Source organism: Nocardia sp. NPDC055053 (genome assembly GCF_053608285.1).
In genome coordinates, this window is the sequence record NZ_JBSGVD010000035.1 from 1 (window position 1) to 18,822 (window position 18,822).

The following is an 18,822-nucleotide window of genomic DNA, read 5'->3' on the forward strand; positions in this document are numbered from 1 at the left end:
GCACCGTTGCGTACGCGACGAAGGAGCAAGCAACGGTGCCTGACCGGCGGGACAGGAGGGGCCGCGACTCGAGCGCGCCAGCGCTCAATTCAATTCAGCAAGGAGCCTTTTGGCCGCCTCCAGTTCGGCCTGCAGCTGGGCGACCTTGGCCTGCTGCGCGCCCCGCGCCGCTTCCAGGATCCCGGCCACGACTTCCTCGACCTCGGGGTGCAGGATCTTGGCGGCCTGGGCGACGGCGCCGCTGCTCACCGCCAGCCCCTTCACACTGCGCTTCTTGCCGTTGACCACGTCGACGGTCCATTCGCCGTCGGCGGAACCGGTCAGCGTGACGGTCACTTCGGGCGCCTTGGGCTTACGCGCGGCAGGCGCCTTCGCCGGGCGCGGCGTCGCCGGCTTGGGCGTGGCGACGGCCTCGTCGGGCACTGGCGCGAGCGGCCGCGGCGCGGGGGGCGTCGGGGCCGTGCTCGGCAGGGTCGACGGCTGGGTCACAGTGGTGTCCTTTCGGTTGCTCGGCTCGGGCACGCTCTCCGGACGGGTCCGCGGGGATCCGCCCGGCGCTACGGTAGTCGCGCGGGCCGGCTTGGTCAGCGTGACCTCGCTCGGTCCGAACGACAGCACATCTTTGGAACCGGTGGGCTTTACCTGCAGGAAGTCGCCGTCGGACGGATCGCCGAGTGCGACGACCTTGCCCGACTTGCCCTCGGCGACACCGACGGCGGCGGCGGTGAACCACACCATCGGCGGTTTGCCTTCGGCCAGCTCGCCCGCGATGCGCGCGAGCTCGGCCTCGGACAGTACCTGCTTGGCTGATCGGCGGGATGCGGACTTGGTGCTCGGCGAGGACATCGTGGACTCCGGAAGGTTGGTGCGTTCTACAGCGTGGTGTGCTGGAGATGATGCCGCACGGCACCGACAGGTTCGCAAGGAGTGCCACCGTCACGGCCCGAAAACCCCTCCGGTGACAGGTATCCGGACCGTCCGCGATCAGCCTCTGGTCGCGTTTCCGCGGGTGGTCGGCCGGATGTTCGCCCGCACCGCGGCGACATCGGGGTACCCGTTGACCGCCATCAGCAGATCGGCCTCGGCGGCGTAGCTGCGCAGCAGGTGCACCAGTCCGCGCACACCGCCCAGCGCCAGGCCGTACACGTACGGCCTGCCGAGCCCGACCATGGTCGCGCCGAGACCCAGCGCCTTCACCACGTCGGCGCCGGAGCGGACACCGGAGTCGAACAGCACCGGCACCCGGTCGTCACAGGCGGCGGCGACGGCGGGCAGTGTCTCCAGCGCGCTGAGGCCGCCGTTGGCCTGGCGGCCGCCGTGATTGGAGCAGTAGATGCCGTCGGCGCCGAAGTCGATCGCCTTGCGCGCGTCCTCGGGGTGCGAGATGCCCTTGAGGATGAGCGGCAGGTCGGTGATCGAGCGGAGCCAGGTCAGATCGTCCCAGGTCAGCGAGTTTCCGAAGGTCGAGATCCAGTGCAGGACAATCATCTTCGGGTCGTCGGAGCCGACCATCGCCTGGAATACCGGGTCGCTGGTGTAATTCTTCAGCACGTGACCGCGCAGCTGCGGGAAGTTGCCCGAGGCCAGGTCGCGGGGGCGCCAGCCGGGCACCCAGGTGTCGAGGGTGACGGTGATGCCCGCGTAACCAGCGGCCTCGGCACGATGGACCAGGCTCTCGGCCAGCTCCCGGTTCTTCGGCGTGTACAGCTGGAAGAACGACGGCGTGTCACCGGCGTGCGGGCGCACGTCCTCGAGCGGGTCCTCCATCAGCGTCGAGAACATCGCGGGCACACCGGTTTTCGCCGACGCCTGCGCGACCGCGATGTCACCGTGGCCGTTCTCGCCGACCAGGCCGATCACGCCGACCGGCGCGAGGAACAGCGGGCTGGCGAAGGTCTGCCCGAAGGCGGTGACGGTGAGATCGCGCTCGGTCGCGCCGACCAGCATCCGCGGCACCAGACCCCAGTCGGCGAACGCCTCGGCGTTGCGGCGCTGGGTGAGTTCGTCGCCCGCGCCACCGGCGATGTAGTTCAGCAGGGAATCGGGCAGCGCGGCGGTCGCTTTGCGCTCGAGCGTCGCGTAATCCATGGGGAACTCGGGCTGGATCCCGCCGAGTGCGGCCAGGTAGATCTCGTTCTGATAGTCGGCGAACTGACTCATCGCTGAACTTTCGCATGCGAGCCGTGGTTCACAAACCCCAGGGGGGATGTAAGGTGCGTCATACTCGTAAGTAGACAGCAGCGAACCAGCAGCGCGTTCCGAGATTGTGAGTGCCCCTGTCGTGACCCTCGTCGAACACTCGGCCGCGGCCGCACCCGCCGACCCGGACGTTCTCCTCGCTCAGCGCATCACCAGCGCGGCCATCCGTTACCTCACCCTCCTCGCCTGCGGTCTGTCGCAGGATTCGATGGATCTGCTCACCTCGGTCACCGACCGACTACGCGCCGCCGAGGGCGCGCTACGCGATCCGCTGACCAGCGACCTCGGCTTCGACTGACATCTCATCGACGTCGCGCCGTCAGCGCGGCCAGGTCGGCCAGCCGGTGGGCACGGGCGATCTCGGCGGGCGTGAACGGTTCGCCGGGACGCAGGAAACCCCAGCGGCATTCGTCGCCATCGATTTCCAGCAGCGTGCCCTCGCCGACCTCTCCCGCCTCGGGCGTGCCGGGGGCCAGGTAGCGCGCACCGAGCAGTTCCGCTACGGCCAAAGGCAATTCGGCCGGATCGGCCACGATGCGGGCGGCGATCGAGAGCGCTTTGGTCTGGCCGTCGATCAGTGACAGCACCGTGGCGGGCCACACCCGGACCCCCGATCCGCCTGCCCGCACCACGGCTGCGGTGAGAGTGGGCGCGGTGACCTCGGCGGGCGCGGCGACGACCACTTCGTCCAGGACCGCGTCCTCCAGTTGATGCACGTGCACTGTCAGGATGTTGGCGTCGCGGTGCGCCAAGTGTTTGGCCAGCGTCTCCAGTGCGCCCGGGCGATCCGCCAGCCTGACCCTGATCCGCCACAGTGCCTGCGCCTGGTCGATCCGATCGCGATGCCGCAGTTCCGGGCCGTGCAGCCAGCCGCCGAGCATGCGCATCGCCGACGGTTCGACCACCCAGATCACCAGGATCGTGGTGGTGATCGTCAGCAGCGCGACGGTCAGCAGATAGGGCGGGTGCAGGTGGATCACCAGCGCGTGTAGCGCCAGTTCCACCGGGAACACCGCCGCCAGTTTGGCCAGCGCCAGCCGGGTGCGGCGAGGATGCGGCAGGCGGCCGCACACCTCGCAGGCCAGGACTCCGGGTCGCACAGCGTTTCGCCACATGCGGGTCAGCCTCACCCTGGCGCGTGTCGATCACCGCAGTCGCGCGTAACAGCGGCGTGACAGCCTGCGCGAAATCCGTTGACCTGCAGCGATTTCCGTGGTGATGCCCGCCACTCGCGGCGCCCTGCTGTGACCGCGGGCACCATCGCGAAACCCCAGCCACCGGCAACAGTTGTGACTCGGCTCACCAAAAAAGATTGACAAAGCCACACAAATGGGCATAAAACAACATGAGTAAACATTCTGAGGAAGCCGGAGGAAAACCATGTACGCCGAGGAACGGCAGCAGGCGATCGCGTCCGTGATCGGGCATCGCGGGCGGGTCTCCGTCGCCGAACTGGCCGACCAGTACGGCGTCACCACCGAGACCGTGCGGCGCGACCTCGCGGTACTCGACCGGCTCGGCCTGATCCGGCGCGTGCACGGCGGCGCGGTCATCTCCGGCGCGCTGACCACGATCGAACTGGGCACCGTCGAACGCGACAGCACGCGCGCCGCCGAGAAGGACCGCATCGCCGAACTCGCCCAGCGGTTCCTGCCCGGCTCCGGTGGCAGCGTGCTGTTCGACGCAGGCACGACCACCGCGCGGGTGGCCGCGGCGCTGCCGACCGATCTGGACCTCGTCGCCGTCACCAACTCGCTGCCCATCGCCACCCGGCTGACCGGATTCGCCGGGGTGCGGGTGCATCTGCTCGGCGGACGCGTGCGCGGGGTCACCCAGGCCGCCGTCGGCGCCGAGACGCTGCGAATGCTCGGTGAACTGCGCGTCGACGTCGCCTTCGTCGGCACGAACGCGCTGACCGTGCGGCACGGCCTGTCCACGCCGGACCAGGAGGAGGCCGCGGTGAAGCGGGCGATGATCGGCGCCGCCGACCGGGTCGTCGTTGTCGCCGACGCGGGCAAGGTCGGCCGCGAGGATTTCGTCCGCTTCGCCGGCATCGGCGACATCGATGTCCTGGTCACCGATGCCGATATCCCGGCCACCGCGCACGCGGAGCTGGTCGGCGCGGGGATCGAGGTGGTGCTCGCGTGATCGTCACGCTGACCGCGAACCCGAGCGTCGACCGGACGGTCACCCTGCCCGAGCCGCTGCGGCGCGGGCAGGTGCATCGCGCCGCGGGCGTCACGTCGCATCCCGGCGGGAAGGGCGTCAATGTGGCGCGGGTCGTCGCCGCGGGCGGTGCGCCGGTCGTTGCGGTGCTCCCCGGTGCCGACGACGATCCTGTCGTGCACGGGCTGCGCTCGGCGGGCATCGGATATCGCACGGTGCCGGTGGCTGGTGGGCCGCGGGTCAACCTGACGATCGCCGAAACCGACGGCACCACAACCAAGATCAACGAACCGGGGCGACCGCTGTCCGGGCGCGAGCTGGCCGAGCTGACGACCCTGCTCGTCGAACTGGCCGCCGAAGCCGAGTGGATCGTGCTGTCCGGCTCGCTGCCGCCCGGCGTGCCGGTCGACTGGTACGCGCGGCTGGTCGCCACGTTGTCTCCGCTCCGCGCGTCGAACGGAGCCCGCCGCACCCGCATCGCGGTCGACACCTCCGATACGCCCTTGCTGGCGCTGTTCACCGAATCCCTCGGCGCCGCACCCGACCTCCTCAAGCCCAACTCCGACGAGCTCGCACAGCTGACCGGCCTCGACCCGGTCGATCTCGAAAACCCCACCGCCACCGCGTCGGCCGCTTCGAACCTGATCGACCGCGGCGTCGGCGCGGTGCTGGCCACCCTCGGCGCGGCGGGCGCGGTCCTGGTCACCGCCGAGGACGCCTGGTTCGCCGCCGCACCGCCGATCGTGCCCCGCAGCACCGTCGGCGCAGGCGACTCCGCCCTGGCCGGATACCTGCTCGCCGACCTGGCAGGCGCCGGCCCTGCCGACCGGCTCCGCGCCGCCGTCGCCTACGGCAGCGCAGCCACGGCCCTGCCCGGTACTGGTTTGCCGGGACCAGCGGACATCCTGCTCGATGCGGTCACCGCCCACCCGCTGCGAGCGGCAGCCGACCTTCCCCCGGCGTCGGCATGAGTACCGTTCGCGCGCACCTGTCAGCCCGCCCATTCCCCTGGCTGACCGCCTACCGCAGCGTCGCGCTGCTCCGCTGCTCGACTCTCCCTCAGCTTCCCACCTGCTGACCGCCGCCCGCCGATACGCCCACTCCCGAAAGACACCACGATGGCCGATTCGATCATCACCACCGACCTGATCACCCTCGACGCCGATCTCGGCGCCGACAAGGACGCAGTGATCACCACGCTGGCGGGCACCCTCGCCGCGGCGGGCCGCGCGAGCGACGCCGACGCGGTGAGCCGGGCGGCGCTGGACCGGGAAGCACAGTCGGCCACCGGACTCCCCGGCGGCATCGCCATCCCGCACTGCCGGGCGGCGGCCGTCACCACCGCGTCCCTGGCCTTCGCCCGGCTTTCGCCCAGGGTCGACTTCGGCGCACCGGATGGCCCCGCCGACCTCGTGTTCCTGATCGCCGCGCCGGAAGGAGCGGGCGCCGAGCACATGAAGCTGTTGTCCTCGCTGGCACGTGCACTCGTGCGACCGGCATTCGTGGCCGAGCTGCGGTCGGCATCGACCCCGGCGGAGGTGGTGGGTCTCGTCGATGGCGTGATCAATCCGCCTGCCGCCGCCGGGACTGCATCCGGAGCGTCGGGTTCGTCGGCGGCCGGTGCTGGAACAGCCGGTACGTCGGCGGGCGGTGGCGACACCGGCGGTGGTGCCGGTAGTGCCGCAACCGCCGGTTCTGCCGCCACGACTGGTACCGAAACTCCCGCTGGTCCCGCCGACAGTCGTGCAACAACCACCGACGCCATGGCCGGAGCCGGAGTTGTACCAGGTGGTGTGCCCGAAACAGTAGCCAAGGCAACAGCTTCCGCTGTGCCTGCTGCCAAACCAGGCGACGCGGCAACGACGGCAACGACCGCTTCCGCTGATCACGGATCCGAAGGCGGGTCCGCCTCCGGCGCGCGACCGAAGATCGTCGCTGTCACCGCCTGCCCGACCGGCATCGCTCACACCTACATGGCGGCCGACTCCCTGGTCGCCGCGGGCGAGCGGGCCGGTGTCGACGTGGCCGTGGAGACCCAGGGCTCCAGTGGCGGCGACAAGCTCGACCCCGCTGTCATCGCCGCCGCCGACGCGGTCATCTTCGCCACCGATGTCGGGGTGAAGGACCGGGGCAGGTTCGCGGGCAAGCCTGTCGTCGAATCCGGCGTCAAGCGCGCCATCAACGAACCCGACACGATGATCGCGGAGGCCGTCACGGCGAGCACCACTCCGGACGCCGCCACGGTCGGCGGCGCAGCGCCCGCACCGTCACAGGCGGCGGCCAAGGGCATCGGCTGGGGCACGCGCCTGCGGCAGATCCTGCTCACCGGCGTCAGCTACATGATCCCGTTCGTCGCCGCGGGCGGTCTGCTGATCGCGCTGAGTTTCCTGCTCGGTGGCTACGAGATCTCCGACAGCGCGAAAGACATCGTGCTGAACAACTCGATCACCGAGCTGCCCGACGGCGGTCTGGCCACCTACATCGGCGCGGTGCTGTTCCAGATCGGCTCGCTCGCGTTCGGTTTCCTGGTTCCGGCGCTGGCAGGCTATATCGCCTTCGCGATCGCCGACCGGCCCGGTCTGGCGCCGGGGTTCACCGCGGGCGCCATCGCGGTGTTCGTCGGCGCCGGGTTCCTCGGCGGGCTCGTGGGTGGTCTGGTCGCCGGTTTCGCCGCGCTGTGGGTCGGCAGACTGCCGGTGCCGACCTGGGCGCGCGGCCTGATGCCGGTGGTGGTCATTCCGCTGCTGGCGTCGCTGATCGTGGGCGTCGCGATGTTCGTGCTGCTCGGTAAGCCGCTCGCCGCTGTCACGAGCGGGCTCACCGACTGGCTCAACGGCCTGTCCGGCACCTCGGCGATCGCGCTCGGTGTCATCCTGGGCGTGATGATGTGCTTCGACCTCGGCGGGCCCGTCAACAAGGCCGCCTATTCCTTCGCCGCCGTCGGCCTGTCGGTGACCGACACCGCGACGCTGCGGATCATGGCCGCCGTGATGGCCGCGGGCATGGTGCCGCCGCTGGCGATGGCGCTGTCGACCACCCTGCGCCCGAGGCTCTACACCGAGGCCGAGCGCGAGAACGGCAAGGCGGCCTGGCTGCTTGGCGCCTCGTTCATCTCCGAGGGCGCGATCCCGTTCGCCGCGGCCGACCCGCTGCGGGTGCTGCCGTCGATGATGGTCGGCGGCGCGGTCACCGGTGGCCTGGTGATGGCCACGGGCGTGACCCTGAGCGCGCCACACGGCGGCATCTTCGTGTTCTTCGCGATCGGGCACCTCGCCTGGTTCCTGCTGTCGCTGCTGGCAGGCACCGTGGTCGCCGCCCTCTGCGTCACCCTCGCCAAGGAATTCACCCGCAAACAGTCCGTATCCCCCGTCCTCATTCCCGCGTAATCCATTCGCACACAAGGAGATATCCCATGGCCAGCACCACCGTCATCGTCGGCTCCTCGGTCGGCCTGCACGCCCGCCCCGCCGCCCTGATCGCCGAAGCGGTCGGCGCGGCCGGGGTCCCCGTCACCATCGCGCTCACCGGCGGCGACCCGGTCGACGCGGGCTCGGCCCTGATGATCATGACCCTCGGCGCGGCCCAGGGCGCCGAAGTGGTGATTGCCAGCGAGGACCAGCCCACCCTGGACAAGATCGCCGAAATGGTCGCCAGCGACCTCGACGCCTGAGTCCCCGACCCGGACAACGCGAAAGGCCCGGAACCTGGTGGTTCCGGGCCTTTCGTTTGTAGCGGGGACAGGATTTGAACCTGCGACCTCTGGGTTATGAGCCCAGCGAGCTACCGAGCTGCTCCACCCCGCGTCGGTGAATACAACATTACACACGGGTTAGCGTGGATGCCAAATCGTGAGGTCAGCGGCGGTTTTCAGGGTGTGGGACACGATCTTCGGCGACTCATGCGGCGACAGGGAAGCCCGCGATGTGACGGACGTCACCTAATAGCGGTCTTCGCCCCACTCCGGGCACGAGTCGCCGCAATCCAGTGACCGGAGTCACTATCTCGACGTGATCTCACGCACATAACGGTGCAATAACAGACTGACCGGAATCTAGGTATTCCCCAGCGCTATGCAGCGTAAACACCGAAAAGACATCTGTTTCATTCACAGAATTGTCCCGTTATCAAGATGTGATCGTCATGGATTTCTTGGTTAGCGTCTCCCCCATGACTGAGACCCGGAAATTCCGCACCCGTGCCCTTGGCGTCGCCGCCATCACCGGCGCCCTGGTTGCCGTTCCGTTCAGCCTGGCCGCCGGCACCGCCTCCGCCGCGAACCACAACTGGGACGGCGTCGCCCAGTGCGAGAGCGGCGGCAACTGGGGTATCAACACCGGCAACGGCTACTACGGTGGCCTGCAGTTCTCGCAGAGCACCTGGGCTGCCAACGGCGGCCAGGGTTCGGCGCACAACGCCAGCAAGGAAGAGCAGATCCGCGTCGCGGAGAACGTGCTCGCCAGCCAGGGCGTCGGCGCCTGGCCGCACTGCGGCCAGTACCTGCAGGCCGGCGTCTCGGAGCCCGAGCCCGCCGTGGTCGAGGAGCCCGCCGTCGAACTGCCGGTCGAGCTGCCCGCCGAGGCCAAGACCGACATCCAGGTTGCCGTCGACCAGGCCAAGGCCGCGGGCAAGGCCCTGGCCGACCAGTACGGCGTCGCGGGTCAGTACCAGGACCTGCTCAACGCCAATGCCCCGCTGATCGCCTCGATCGGCGGCTGATCCACCGTTCCCCCTGCACGAGAAAGGCCCCGCCATCCGGCGGGGCCTTTCTTGCTGTTCGGTACGGCTACCGGCCGCCCGCGTCCTGGTACGCCTTCACCGCGGCGTCCAGTTCCTCGAGCGCCTTACCGAAATCGGTGAAGTTGCCCGTCCGCATCGCCGTGCGCACCGCCTCGATCTTGCGGCTGAGCTCGGCGGCTGCGGCCTCCTGGCCGGTGGACCCCGGCGGGGTCGTCGTCCCCGGCGGCGGGGTCGTGCCATTCGCCGGCGGCGTGGTGCCCTGCTCGACCGGTGGCGTCGCACCCGGCTTCGGTTTCAGCGCCGGGTCACCGCCGAACGGCGTAGCCAGCGAGCCCGAACCCGGCAGAACCTGGTTCAGCGCCTCGGCCAGCGTCGCCGCGTAGCCGACCTTCACGCTGCCCGCCGCGTCGCGATAGCTCACCAGCACACGCAGCAGCTGCGGGAACGTCGACGAACCGGTGTTGCGTTCGTTGTAGAACGGCTCGACATAGAGGATGCCGCCCTCGGCCACCGGCAGCGTCAGCAGATTGCCGTAGCGGATTTTGTTCGAGTTCGACAGCAGCGTCTTCTCCCGTGACACCGCGTCGGCGGTGGTCATCGAGTTCTGTGTCTGCTGTGGGCCCTGGGTCTGGGAGTCGGTCGGCAACTGCAACACGGTGAACTTGCCGTAGTTGTCCGGGTCCGAACGCACCGCGATGTAAGCCGACAGGAACTGGCGGTTGTAGCCGACCATCGCCGAGGTCAGGCTGAAGACCGGCTTGTTGGTCTTCGGATCGCCGAGCAGCACGTAGTACGGCGGCTGGTTGAACGTGCCGCCCTCGATCGTCGGATCGCTGGGCACCGACCAGAACGCGTTGTTGGTGAAGAACTCACGCGGGTTGTCCACGTGGTACTTGGTCAGCATGTCGCGCTGCACCTTGAACAGGTCCTCGGGGTAGCGGAAGTGCGAGCGCAGTTCCGGGGAGATCTCGCTCTCCGGCTTCACCGCGTTCGGGAACACCCCGCGCCAGGCCTTGAGTACCGGGTCGGTGGTGTCGGTCTCGTACAGGGTGACGGTGCCGTCGTAGGCGTCGACGGTCGCCTTCACCGAGTTGCGGATGTAGCTGACCTCCTTGCGCGGGATCACCCGGCCGGTCTTCTTGTCGATGCTGTCCTCGACGGCGCCGTCGAGCGAGGTCGACTGCGCGTAGGGGTACTTGTCGAGGGTGGTGTAGGCGTCGACGATCCAGACGATGCGCTGGTCGACGACCGCCGGGTAGGCATTGCCGTCGGTGGTCAGCCACGGCGCGACCTTCTGCACGCGCTCGCGTGGACCGCGGTTGTACAGGATCTTGGATTCGTCGCTGATCGCCGAGGAGAACAGGATGTTGCGCTCGGCGTACTTGGCCGCGAAGGCCAGCCGGTTGAACCAGTTGCCGATCGGCACACCGCCGCTGCCGTCGTAGGTGTAGGAGGCCTGGTCGGAGTCGTATTCGCGCGGCGCCTGGCCGTCGGTGGCGCCGACGATGGCGTAGTCGGGATCGGACTGGGCGATCAGCTCGCCGTAGTAGATGCGCGGCTGGTCGACCTTGATCTGCTGGTCGTCGATCTTGGTGAACAGGTCGCTCACCATGAACAGCGGATAGCCGGAATCGCTGCCGCCCGCCGCGCTCTGCGCGTCGGACTGCGGCTTGTTCACCCGGTTGGCCGGCGCGGCGACGAAGCCGTTGCCGTGGGTGTAGACGGTGTGCTGGTTGATCCAGTCCTTCTGGTTGCCCGACAGCGCTTCCGGGTGCAGCTCGCGCGCGGCGACGATGTAGTCCTGCATGTCGCCGTTGAGGGTGTAGCGGTCGATGTCGAGCGACTCGGGGAAGCCGTAGAAGTTCTTCAGCTGCTTGAGCTGAGTGAACGTGGGCGAGAGGATGTTCGGGTCGAGCAGGCGGGCGTTGCCGATGGTCACCGCGTCGGCGGGCACCTCCAGCGGGTTCTTCGTGCTCTCACCCTTGTATTCCTGATAGTCGATCTTGTCGTCGGTGATGCCGTATGCCTGGCGCGTCGCCAGGATGTTGCGTTCGATGTACGGGCTCTCCTTGTCGGCCGCGTTCGGACGCACCGAGAACTGCTCGACCACCATCGGCCACACCGCGCCGACCAGGATCGACGAGAGCACCAGCAGCGCGGCGGCCATCGCGGGCACCCGCAGATCGCGTAGCACGATGCCGGCGAAGAACGCGATCGCGCAGATCACCGCGATCGAGAGCAGGATCAGCTTGGCGGGCAGCACCGCGTTGATATCGGTGAACGACGGACCGCCGAACGTCGGCTCCTTGCGGGTGCTCGACAGCAGGTCGTAGCGGTCGAACCAGTACGCGACCGCCTTGAGCAGCACGAAGATTCCGGCGAGCACGGCGAGCTGCACGCGCGCGGCCCTGGTCAGCGTGCCCTCACGCCCGGCCAGACGCAGGCCGCCGAACACGTAGTGGGTCACCAGGTTCGCGAAGAACGCGATCACCACGGCGACGAACAGCCAGTTCAGCACCATCCGGTAGAACGGCAGATCGAAGGCGTAGAAGCCGACGTCGAGGTGGAACTGCGGGTCCTGCTGACCGAAATCACCGCCGTGCAGGAACATCTGCACGGTCGCCCAATTCGACTGCGCAACCAGCCCCGACAGCAGGCCGAGCAGCACCGGGATGCCGACGCCGAACAGCTTCAGCTTGCTCATCACGGTGGTGCGATAGCGCGCGATCGGGTCGTTGGGACCGGCGACCGGCACGAACACCGGCCGCGACCGGTAGGCCAGCAGCAGCGCGCCCCACACGACGAGGCCGACGAACAGCGCGACCACGGCGAACAGGATCAGCCGCGTCACCAGCACGCCCAGGTAGACACTGCGATAGCCGACCTCACCGAACCACAACCAGTTGGTGTAGGCGTCGGTGAGGCGGGGCCCGAGCAGCAACAGCGCCGCGAGGACGACTGCTGTCACCAGCAGCACTCGGCTGCGTCGGGACAACGAAGGTAAGCCGGTGGGGGGCCGCATGCCCACGGTGCCACTCTCCAGGGTCCGGCGGCGACCGCACCGGTTATCGGCGCAGACACCGCAGTCCGATGTTGCGGTTGGTCCGTTACCGGACCGTTGGCGCCCACTCTACGGAAATCGGACACCGTGCAAGCGCCTGGGCCGAAAATGATTGGATGGGCGGGTGACCGATGACCAGCACGCCGAAGCCGTCCTCGCCCGTTGTGTGCGCGAGGTCGTCGAGTTCGCCGACGCCGAGGGCTGGGGAAACCCGCCGCAGATGTTCGCGTTGGTACCGACCGCCGACCTGGTCGCGGCCGAACCCGGCCTCGAGGATCAGCTCGACGACGGCAGCGAGCTCACCCCCATCGCGCAGGAAGCCTTCCCCGACGACATCACCGGCGGGTCGATGGCGCTCGACGAATTCCTCGCCACCACCACCTGGCCGCCCGCCGTCGAGGGCTGCGTGCTGGTCCAGGAGATCGTGGTGCTGCCGCCGGACGCCGAGAGCGATCTCGACGAGGCGCTGGTCCCGCTGCTCGCCGACGACGACGCCGCCGACGCGGCCGGTCGCGCCGCCGCGCACGCCCATCCGGGCAGGCGCGACGCGCGGCTCATCGCCGGGGTGCTGCGTCACGGCACCGCACTGTGCCTGCTGCAGATCCGGCCCGAGGACGACGACGGCTTCGGCGACCTCGATCTGCGTACCTACCCGAACCTGGCGCCCGGCCTGGTCGAGGCGCTGCATCACACGCTGGAGTGATCAGCCGCAGCTGACGGCCTCGCGGCCCGCGTCGATATCGGCCAGCGAGGTCACCGCGCTGTCGAGCGTGTCGACCTTCACCAGCCGCAGGCCCTCCGGCGCGCGCTGACGTGCCTCGTTGCAGTTGTCGGCGGGGACGAGGAACGTCTCGGCGCCTGCCTCGCGCGCGGCGATCATCTTGTACTGGATGCCGCCGATCGGGCCGACCTTGCCTTCCTGGTCGATGGTGCCGGTGCCGGCGACGAACCGGCCGCCGTTGAGCTCGCCGGGCGAGAGCTTGTCGATCAGCGCCAGGCTGAACATGAGTCCGGCCGACGGGCCGCCGATGTCGGCGAGGTTGAACTCGACCTGCAGCGGCGGGCGGCCGCCCTCGCCGGGCGTGATGCCGAGATAGCCCTTCGACGCGTCGTCGGGGCGGGCGGCGAGGGTGATCGGCGTGGTCTGCTCGGCGTCGCCGCGCCGGTAGCGGACGGTGATCGTGGTGCCGGGGCCCTTGGTGCCGACGATGTCGATCACGTCCTTGGGCGCGGTGATCGGGATGCCGTCGATGCTGAGCAGCTCGTCGCCCACCTGCAGCACGTCCTTGGCCGGGCCCTCCTCGCCGAATCCGCGCACCAGCACCACCGTCGGCATGTTCAGGAAGTGCAGCGCCGCCACTTCGGCATTGCTCTCGGAATCCTTGAATTCCTGCTGATTGGACTTGTCGACCTCTTCGCGCGGGACCCCCGGCGGGTACACCTCGGCGCGCGGGACGAGGCCGTGCTCACCGCTGGCCCAGAACCCGAACGCCTCGAACAGGTTGAGCCCGTCGCGCACCGACACCGTCGTCATATTGAGCTGCCCGCTCGTCGGATCCAGCGGCGCGCCCGTGACGTCGACCACCTGCTTTCCGTCGACCTTGCCGAGGGTGTCGAAGGTGGGGCCGGGGCCGAGCGCGACGAACGGCACGGTGACCACGCTGCCGACGACTCCGAGCACGAGCACGGGCACCAGGGCCACGATCAGGGTGAGGATCCGACGATTCACTCCGACCACAGTAGTGATCACCCGCCGTGACCGACGGTAGTGGCACGCTTTTGCCGTGCGCGCTGTTCGCCCGATTTCGCGATGCGCGAACACCGTGGGTCCAGGGGTCCCGCGTAACGTAAGAGGTATGAGCGATCTCCCCTTCGGCTTCTCGAACCGCGACGACGACGAGTCCGGCAAGCGTCGCGACGAGGCGAACGGTCCCGGCGGAAGCGATCCGTTCGGGTTCGGGGCGGCGGGCGCAGGCGGCTTCGATCCGTCGCAGCTGGGTCAGATGCTGACCCAGCTCGGGCAGATGCTCAGCGGCATGGGCCAGGCGACGGGCCCTGGCGGCGCGCAGTCGGGACCGGTCAACTACGACGTGGCCAAGCGGCTGGCCCGCCAGCAGCTCGGCGCCTCCGTCGCACCGATCGCGGCGAAGACGACCTCCGCGGTGGCCGACGCGGCGCACCTGGCCGAGCTGTGGCTCGACGGCGCCACCACGCTGCCCGTCGGCGCGTCGAAGACGGTCGCGTGGACCGCCAACGACTGGATCGAAGAGACCCTGCCCACCTGGAAGCGCCTGTGCGATCCGGTGGCCGAGCAGATCTCGGGCATGTGGACCGCGCAGCTGCCGGAGGAGGCCAAGCAGTTCGCCGGGCCGATGGTCGGCATGCTCGGCCAGATGGGCGGGCTGGCGTTCGGTTCGCAGCTCGGTCAGGCACTCGGCCAGCTGGCCAAGGAGGTGCTGACCTCCACCGATATCGGTCTGCCGCTCGGCCCGGCCGGTACCGCGGCCCTGCTGCCGACCGCGATCTCGGCGTTCAGCGCGGGACTCGAGCAGCCCGAGAGCGAGATCATGGTGTTCCTCGCGGCCAGGGAGGCCGCCCACCAGCGGCTGTTCGGGCATGTGCCGTGGCTGCGTCAGCAGGTGCTCGCCGCGGTCGAGGGCTACGCGCGCGGCATCAAGATGGACTTCTCCTCGCTGGAGGAAGCCGCCCAGAACATCGACCCGATGTCGCTGAGCGACCCGTCCAAGCTCGAGGAACTGCTCGCCCAGGGCACCTTCGAACCGCAGACCACCCCCGAACAGAAGCAGGCGCTCGAGCGCCTCGAGACCCTGCTCGCGCTGATCGAGGGCTGGGTCGACGTGGTCGTCACCGACGCCGTCGGCGAGCGGTTGCCGGGCGCGAGCGCGCTGTCGGAGACGCTGCGCCGCCGTCGCGCCAGCGGCGGGCCCGCCGAGCAGACCTTCGCCACCCTGGTCGGGCTGGAACTGCGCCCGCGCAAGGTCCGCGAGGCGTCGGCACTGTGGCGCCGGCTGACCACCGACGCGGGCATGGAGCGTCGCGACGGCGTGTGGGCGCACCCCGACCTGCTGCCCGATTCCAGCGACCTCGACTCGCCCGCCGGCTTCATCGACTCGGTGATCGGCGGCGGCACCGGCGCTTTCGACGACCCGCTGGCCCAGCTCGCCGAGACCGAGGCGCGGGAGCGCGACGAGGCCGAGCGCGGCAAGTCCGATCCCGGCACCGACCCGGACACCGGCACCGACCGTCCCTGATCCGCACCGCGACCACGGTCCGCGAAAAATCTGCGGATCGTGGTGGCGCGACACGGTTCCGCGGCCGCGGACGCGTCCGAAACCCCGCGCCGACCGGCGGGACACGAGTTGTCCACAGGCCGGAAATCATGACCGCGACACACCGAAAGCCTGTGGATAACCAGGCTTTCGGCAGGCCCCCCGTCGTGGCCGGATGCCGATACTCGGGACATGACGACCACGACGCCACTGCGCGGACCGATGCTCCACCCCAGGGTGACCACGCTGGTCCGCCCGTCGGGCACGGTGCAACTGGGCTGGGATCCCGAACGCGCCCTGCTGCTCGAGACCACCGAACTCGACACCGGCACGGTGCTCGCGTTCCTGCGACTGCTCGACGGATTGCAATCGCGGCCACAGATCATCTGGCGCGCAGGGGAATTCGGAATCGCGCCCGATCGCACCATCGCCCTGCTCGCCGCGATCGAGCGGGCCGGACTGCTGCTACAACCCGAACGCAAACAGGGCCGCATCCGCGCCGTCACCGTGCACGGACTCGGCCCGCTCTCCGATGCCGTGGCAATCGGATTGCGGCGCATGGGTTTCCGCCCGGTCCGGTCGCGGGAGTACCGGCCCGACACCGTGATCGGAGCAGGCAGCGATCTGGTGGTGCTCACCGATGCCCTGATGGTCGATCCACGCCTGTCGGTGGACCTGGTGCTGCGCCGGATACCGCACCTGCAGGTGCGGGTGCGCGACGGCGTCGGCGTGGTCGGCCCGCTCGTGCTGCCCGGCGAGACCAGCTGCCTGCGCTGCGCCGACCTGACCCGCACCGGATTCGACGCCGATTGGCCGCATCTGGCGGCGCAGCTGCTCGGCCGCACCGGGCACGCCTCCCCCGCCGGCATCGCGGCGACGACCGCGCTGGCCATGGGCGAGCTGGAGGCGATCGTCGCGTGCTCGCCGCGACGACGGCCCGGCACCCTCGACGCCACCGTCGAATTGGATCTGGACACCCATGAGGTGCAGCGACGGCCCTGGTTGCCGCACCCGGACTGCGGGTGCAGGACCGTCGCCGCCACCGGATCGGGCACGGGCCGATGAGCACCGGCACCGACCGGTGTGAGCATTCCCATGGCACACCGCGGGCAAGTTCGGCCATGATGGGTAGCGTGTCCGAGATCGTGCGCCGCAGTACCAGCCGCAATGCCAAGTTGGCCAAGATACCGCTCGGCATCGCCGGACGAGCCGCCGTCGGGTTCGGCAAGAAGCTCGTCGGTGGTGACAAGCAGCAGATCAACGCGACACTGAACCAGAAGGCCGCCGAGCAGTTGTTCACCGTGCTCGGTGAGCTCAAGGGCGGCGCGATGAAGTTCGGGCAGGCGCTCAGTGTGATGGAGGCCGCCGTCCCGGAGGAGTTCGGCGAGCACTACCGCGAGGCGCTCACCAAACTGCAGGCCGCCGCCCCGCCGATGCCGACCGAGACCGTCCACCGGGTGCTCGACCAGCAGCTCGGCACCAAATGGCGCGACCGTTTCCAGTCCTTCGACGACACCCCGGCCGCCTCGGCCAGCATCGGCCAGGTTCATCGGGCGGTGTGGTCGGACGGGCGGCCCGTCGCGGTGAAGGTGCAGTACCCCGGCGCCGACGAGGCCCTGCGCGCCGATCTGAAGACCCTGTCGCGGATGACCGGGCTGCTCTCGTCGGTGATTCCCGGCGCCGATGTGAAGCCGCTGCTGGCCGAGATCACCGAGCGCACCGAGGAAGAACTCGACTACCGCACCGAGGCCGCCAATCAGCGCCGCTTCGCCGCCGCGTTCGAGGGGCATCCACAGATCGTCGTCCCGCGGGTGGTGGCGGGCGCGCCGAAGGTCATCGTCACCGAATGGCTCGACGGCACGCCGGTCTCGGCGCTCATCGCGGCGGGCGCGGCCGATCCGGAAGGCACACGGGCACAGCGCAATCGGATCGCCGAGCTGATGGGCACTTTCCACTTCTCCTCGCCCGAACTGGCGGGCCTGCTGCACGGCGACCCGCATCCCGGCAATTTCCTCGTGCTGGCCGACGGCAGGCTGGCGGTCCTCGACTTCGGTGCCTGCGCACCGATGCCCGACGGCTTTCCCGAGATCCTCGGCCGGATGCTCGCCCTCGCCGTCGCCGAGGACCACGCCGCGCTCACCGAGCTGCTCTACGAGCACGGCTGGGTGATCCCCGGCCGCACCGTCACCCACGAGGAGATCGAGGCGTACCTGCGCCCGTTCAGCGACCCGATCCGCACCGACACCTTCCACTTCACCCGCACCTGGTTGCAGCGCGTCGCGGGCAAGGCCTCGGAATTCTCCAGCCCCGAGATGAAAACCGCACGCGCACTGCAACTCCCGGCCGAGTATCTGATGATCTTCCGGGTCCTCGGCGGCTCGGTCGGCATCCTGGCCCAGCTCGACGCCGAACTCGGCTTCATGAATTTGGTCCGCACCTGGGTCCCCGGCTTCCGGGCCGAACGCGCGTCGTAGTCCGGCCCCCAACGCAAAACGAACCGCTCACCAGGACTCGGTGAGCGGTTCGCTTGCGGTACAACCCCATTCCGGGGTTCATGCCGGGATCGCGACCTTGCGCGGGCGGCCGCGCGGGCGCTTGCGGGCGATCACGACACCCTGGTCGAAGATCTCACCGCCCCAGACACCCCACGGCTCGGCACGGTCGATGGCCGCGGTGAGGCAGCCCTTGCGGATCGGGCAGGACGCGCACAGTTGCTTGGCCTGCTCGAGGTCGTTCGGGCTCTCGGCGAACCACAGATCAGGGTTTCCGGCCCGGCAGGGCAGGGACGCCACGGTTCGGCATGTCACGTCAGTAGTGGCCTGCGGCCAGTCCTGGGCGGTGAACACGTCGTTCTCCTTCAGCTCGTTTGCAGCGGTTGTTCGTTCGGTGTGCGAACCCGGTGCCAACGGCTGAGGAGCCGAATGAAAAAGGCCACGGATTTCGCTTCTCGCGATCCGTGGCCAGGAGGTCTGGGAGGAGTTCCCTACCTAGTTCGACATCTCTGTCGAGACCTGAGCACGGTCGCTGGGTGGACACGGAGGCGGATTGCGCCGGCGAATTCGGGTGCGTATCCGAATTCGACGGCCGGTGCTGCCGGCGCCTCGACGGCGGTCGGCTGCCAACCCACGCTGGGCTTGTCCTGGAGACGAATCGGGGTGTGCTGATGAACGACAGTCATCGGCACAGCTTTGGTATCGACGCCGGACAGACCGGTCCCCTGCAGAGCGAGGACCCCCCGGGAGGCCGACACCATGGATGCGTTCACCAGGACGCGATTGCCCATCGCGTCGAACGTGGTGTTGCTGTTCATCTGACTGCCTCCCTCCTGAACTCGTGTGCTGATTGGAAACTCGCGCCGAAGTCACCCTC

Annotated in this window: 17 protein-coding genes and 1 tRNA gene; 10 read left to right on the forward strand and 8 right to left on the reverse strand. The window is 69.1% G+C overall.

Translation table 11 applies throughout. From position 1 onward, the window contains the following. Positions 1-84: 84 nt before the first annotated feature. On the reverse strand, positions 85-846 hold the full coding sequence (locus tag ACWF82_RS27725) for a DUF6319 family protein (protein ID WP_452505831.1): 762 nt from the start codon (positions 844-846) through the stop codon (positions 85-87). Between the two features lie 138 nt (positions 847-984). Then, the gene (locus tag ACWF82_RS27730; RefSeq protein WP_189026863.1) at positions 985-2,160 is read right to left on the reverse strand and encodes an alpha-hydroxy-acid oxidizing protein; all 1,176 of its coding nucleotides are present in this window, start codon (positions 2,158-2,160) and stop codon (positions 985-987) included. A gap of 121 nt (positions 2,161-2,281) precedes the next feature. Here ACWF82_RS27730 and ACWF82_RS27735 point away from each other — a divergent pair, with 121 nt between their 5' ends. Then, on the forward strand, positions 2,282-2,497 hold the full coding sequence (locus tag ACWF82_RS27735; protein ID WP_378846647.1) for a hypothetical protein: 216 nt from the start codon (positions 2,282-2,284) through the stop codon (positions 2,495-2,497). A 4-nt stretch (positions 2,498-2,501) separates the two neighbouring features. Here the strand turns inward: ACWF82_RS27735 and ACWF82_RS27740 are convergent, their stop codons facing one another. Continuing rightward, a complete protein-coding gene (locus ACWF82_RS27740; RefSeq protein WP_452505833.1) occupies positions 2,502-3,314 on the reverse strand; it encodes an amino acid-binding protein in 813 nt (270 codons plus the stop codon). A gap of 265 nt (positions 3,315-3,579) precedes the next feature. Here ACWF82_RS27740 and ACWF82_RS27745 point away from each other — a divergent pair, with 265 nt between their 5' ends. From ACWF82_RS27745 to ACWF82_RS27760, 4 genes are all read left to right on the forward strand, one after another. Beyond that, positions 3,580-4,347: a DeoR/GlpR family DNA-binding transcription regulator gene (locus tag ACWF82_RS27745; protein ID WP_452505835.1), complete on the forward strand. Its 768-nt coding sequence runs from the start codon at positions 3,580-3,582 to the stop codon at positions 4,345-4,347. Continuing rightward, the gene (locus ACWF82_RS27750; RefSeq protein WP_452505837.1) at positions 4,344-5,336 is read left to right on the forward strand and encodes a 1-phosphofructokinase family hexose kinase; all 993 of its coding nucleotides are present in this window, start codon (positions 4,344-4,346) and stop codon (positions 5,334-5,336) included. Before ACWF82_RS27745 ends, ACWF82_RS27750 begins: the two co-directional genes overlap by 4 nt. 147 nt (positions 5,337-5,483) lie before the next feature. After that, positions 5,484-7,751 carry a PTS fructose transporter subunit IIABC gene (locus ACWF82_RS27755; protein WP_452505839.1) on the forward strand — a complete coding sequence of 756 codons (2,268 nt, stop codon included), beginning with the start codon at positions 5,484-5,486 and terminating at the stop codon, positions 7,749-7,751. 26 nt (positions 7,752-7,777) lie between these two features. Next, positions 7,778-8,035, forward strand: coding sequence for an HPr family phosphocarrier protein (locus tag ACWF82_RS27760; protein ID WP_452505841.1), 258 nt, complete (start codon positions 7,778-7,780; stop codon positions 8,033-8,035). A gap of 59 nt (positions 8,036-8,094) precedes the next feature. Here ACWF82_RS27760 and ACWF82_RS27765 read toward each other — a convergent pair. After that, positions 8,095-8,168 (reverse strand) — tRNA-Met (locus tag ACWF82_RS27765). A gap of 364 nt (positions 8,169-8,532) precedes the next feature. Here ACWF82_RS27765 and ACWF82_RS27770 point away from each other — a divergent pair. Further along, positions 8,533-9,081, forward strand: a complete 549-nt coding sequence (locus ACWF82_RS27770) for a transglycosylase family protein (protein ID WP_452505843.1) — start codon at positions 8,533-8,535, stop codon at positions 9,079-9,081. Positions 9,082-9,148: 67 nt separating this feature from the next. Here ACWF82_RS27770 and ACWF82_RS27775 read toward each other — a convergent pair whose 3' ends face one another. Next, positions 9,149-12,130, reverse strand: a complete 2,982-nt coding sequence (locus ACWF82_RS27775; RefSeq protein WP_452505845.1) for a UPF0182 family protein — start codon at positions 12,128-12,130, stop codon at positions 9,149-9,151. Between the two features lie 157 nt (positions 12,131-12,287). Here ACWF82_RS27775 and ACWF82_RS27780 point away from each other — a divergent pair, with 157 nt between their 5' ends. Next, the gene (locus tag ACWF82_RS27780) at positions 12,288-12,866 is read left to right on the forward strand and encodes a PPA1309 family protein (RefSeq protein ID WP_452505847.1); all 579 of its coding nucleotides are present in this window, start codon (positions 12,288-12,290) and stop codon (positions 12,864-12,866) included. Here the strand turns inward: ACWF82_RS27780 and ACWF82_RS27785 are convergent, their stop codons facing one another. Next, entirely contained in the window at positions 12,867-13,892 is a 1,026-nt protein-coding gene (locus ACWF82_RS27785) for a YlbL family protein (RefSeq protein WP_452505848.1), read from the reverse strand. It abuts the gene before it with no gap. A gap of 127 nt (positions 13,893-14,019) precedes the next feature. On the opposite strand from ACWF82_RS27785, the gene ACWF82_RS27790 reads away from it, so the two are divergent. The 3 genes from ACWF82_RS27790 to ACWF82_RS27800 all read left to right on the forward strand — a co-directional run bounded on the left by ACWF82_RS27790 (position 14,020) and on the right by ACWF82_RS27800 (position 17,927). Continuing rightward, positions 14,020-15,435 carry a zinc-dependent metalloprotease gene (locus tag ACWF82_RS27790; RefSeq protein WP_452505850.1) on the forward strand — a complete coding sequence of 472 codons (1,416 nt, stop codon included), beginning with the start codon at positions 14,020-14,022 and terminating at the stop codon, positions 15,433-15,435. A gap of 210 nt (positions 15,436-15,645) precedes the next feature. Next, entirely contained in the window at positions 15,646-16,518 is an 873-nt protein-coding gene (locus ACWF82_RS27795) for a TOMM precursor leader peptide-binding protein (protein WP_452505852.1), read from the forward strand. Between the two features lie 59 nt (positions 16,519-16,577). Beyond that, entirely contained in the window at positions 16,578-17,927 is a 1,350-nt protein-coding gene (locus ACWF82_RS27800) for an ABC1 kinase family protein (protein ID WP_452505854.1), read from the forward strand. 78 nt (positions 17,928-18,005) lie between these two features. On the opposite strand, the gene ACWF82_RS27805 is transcribed toward ACWF82_RS27800, so the two are convergent. Then, on the reverse strand, positions 18,006-18,260 hold the full coding sequence (locus ACWF82_RS27805) for a WhiB family transcriptional regulator (protein ID WP_189027533.1): 255 nt from the start codon (positions 18,258-18,260) through the stop codon (positions 18,006-18,008). A 176-nt stretch (positions 18,261-18,436) separates the two neighbouring features. Beyond that, positions 18,437-18,763, reverse strand: a complete 327-nt coding sequence (locus ACWF82_RS27810; RefSeq protein WP_452505856.1) for a hypothetical protein — start codon at positions 18,761-18,763, stop codon at positions 18,437-18,439. Positions 18,764-18,822: the final 59 nt, after the last annotated feature.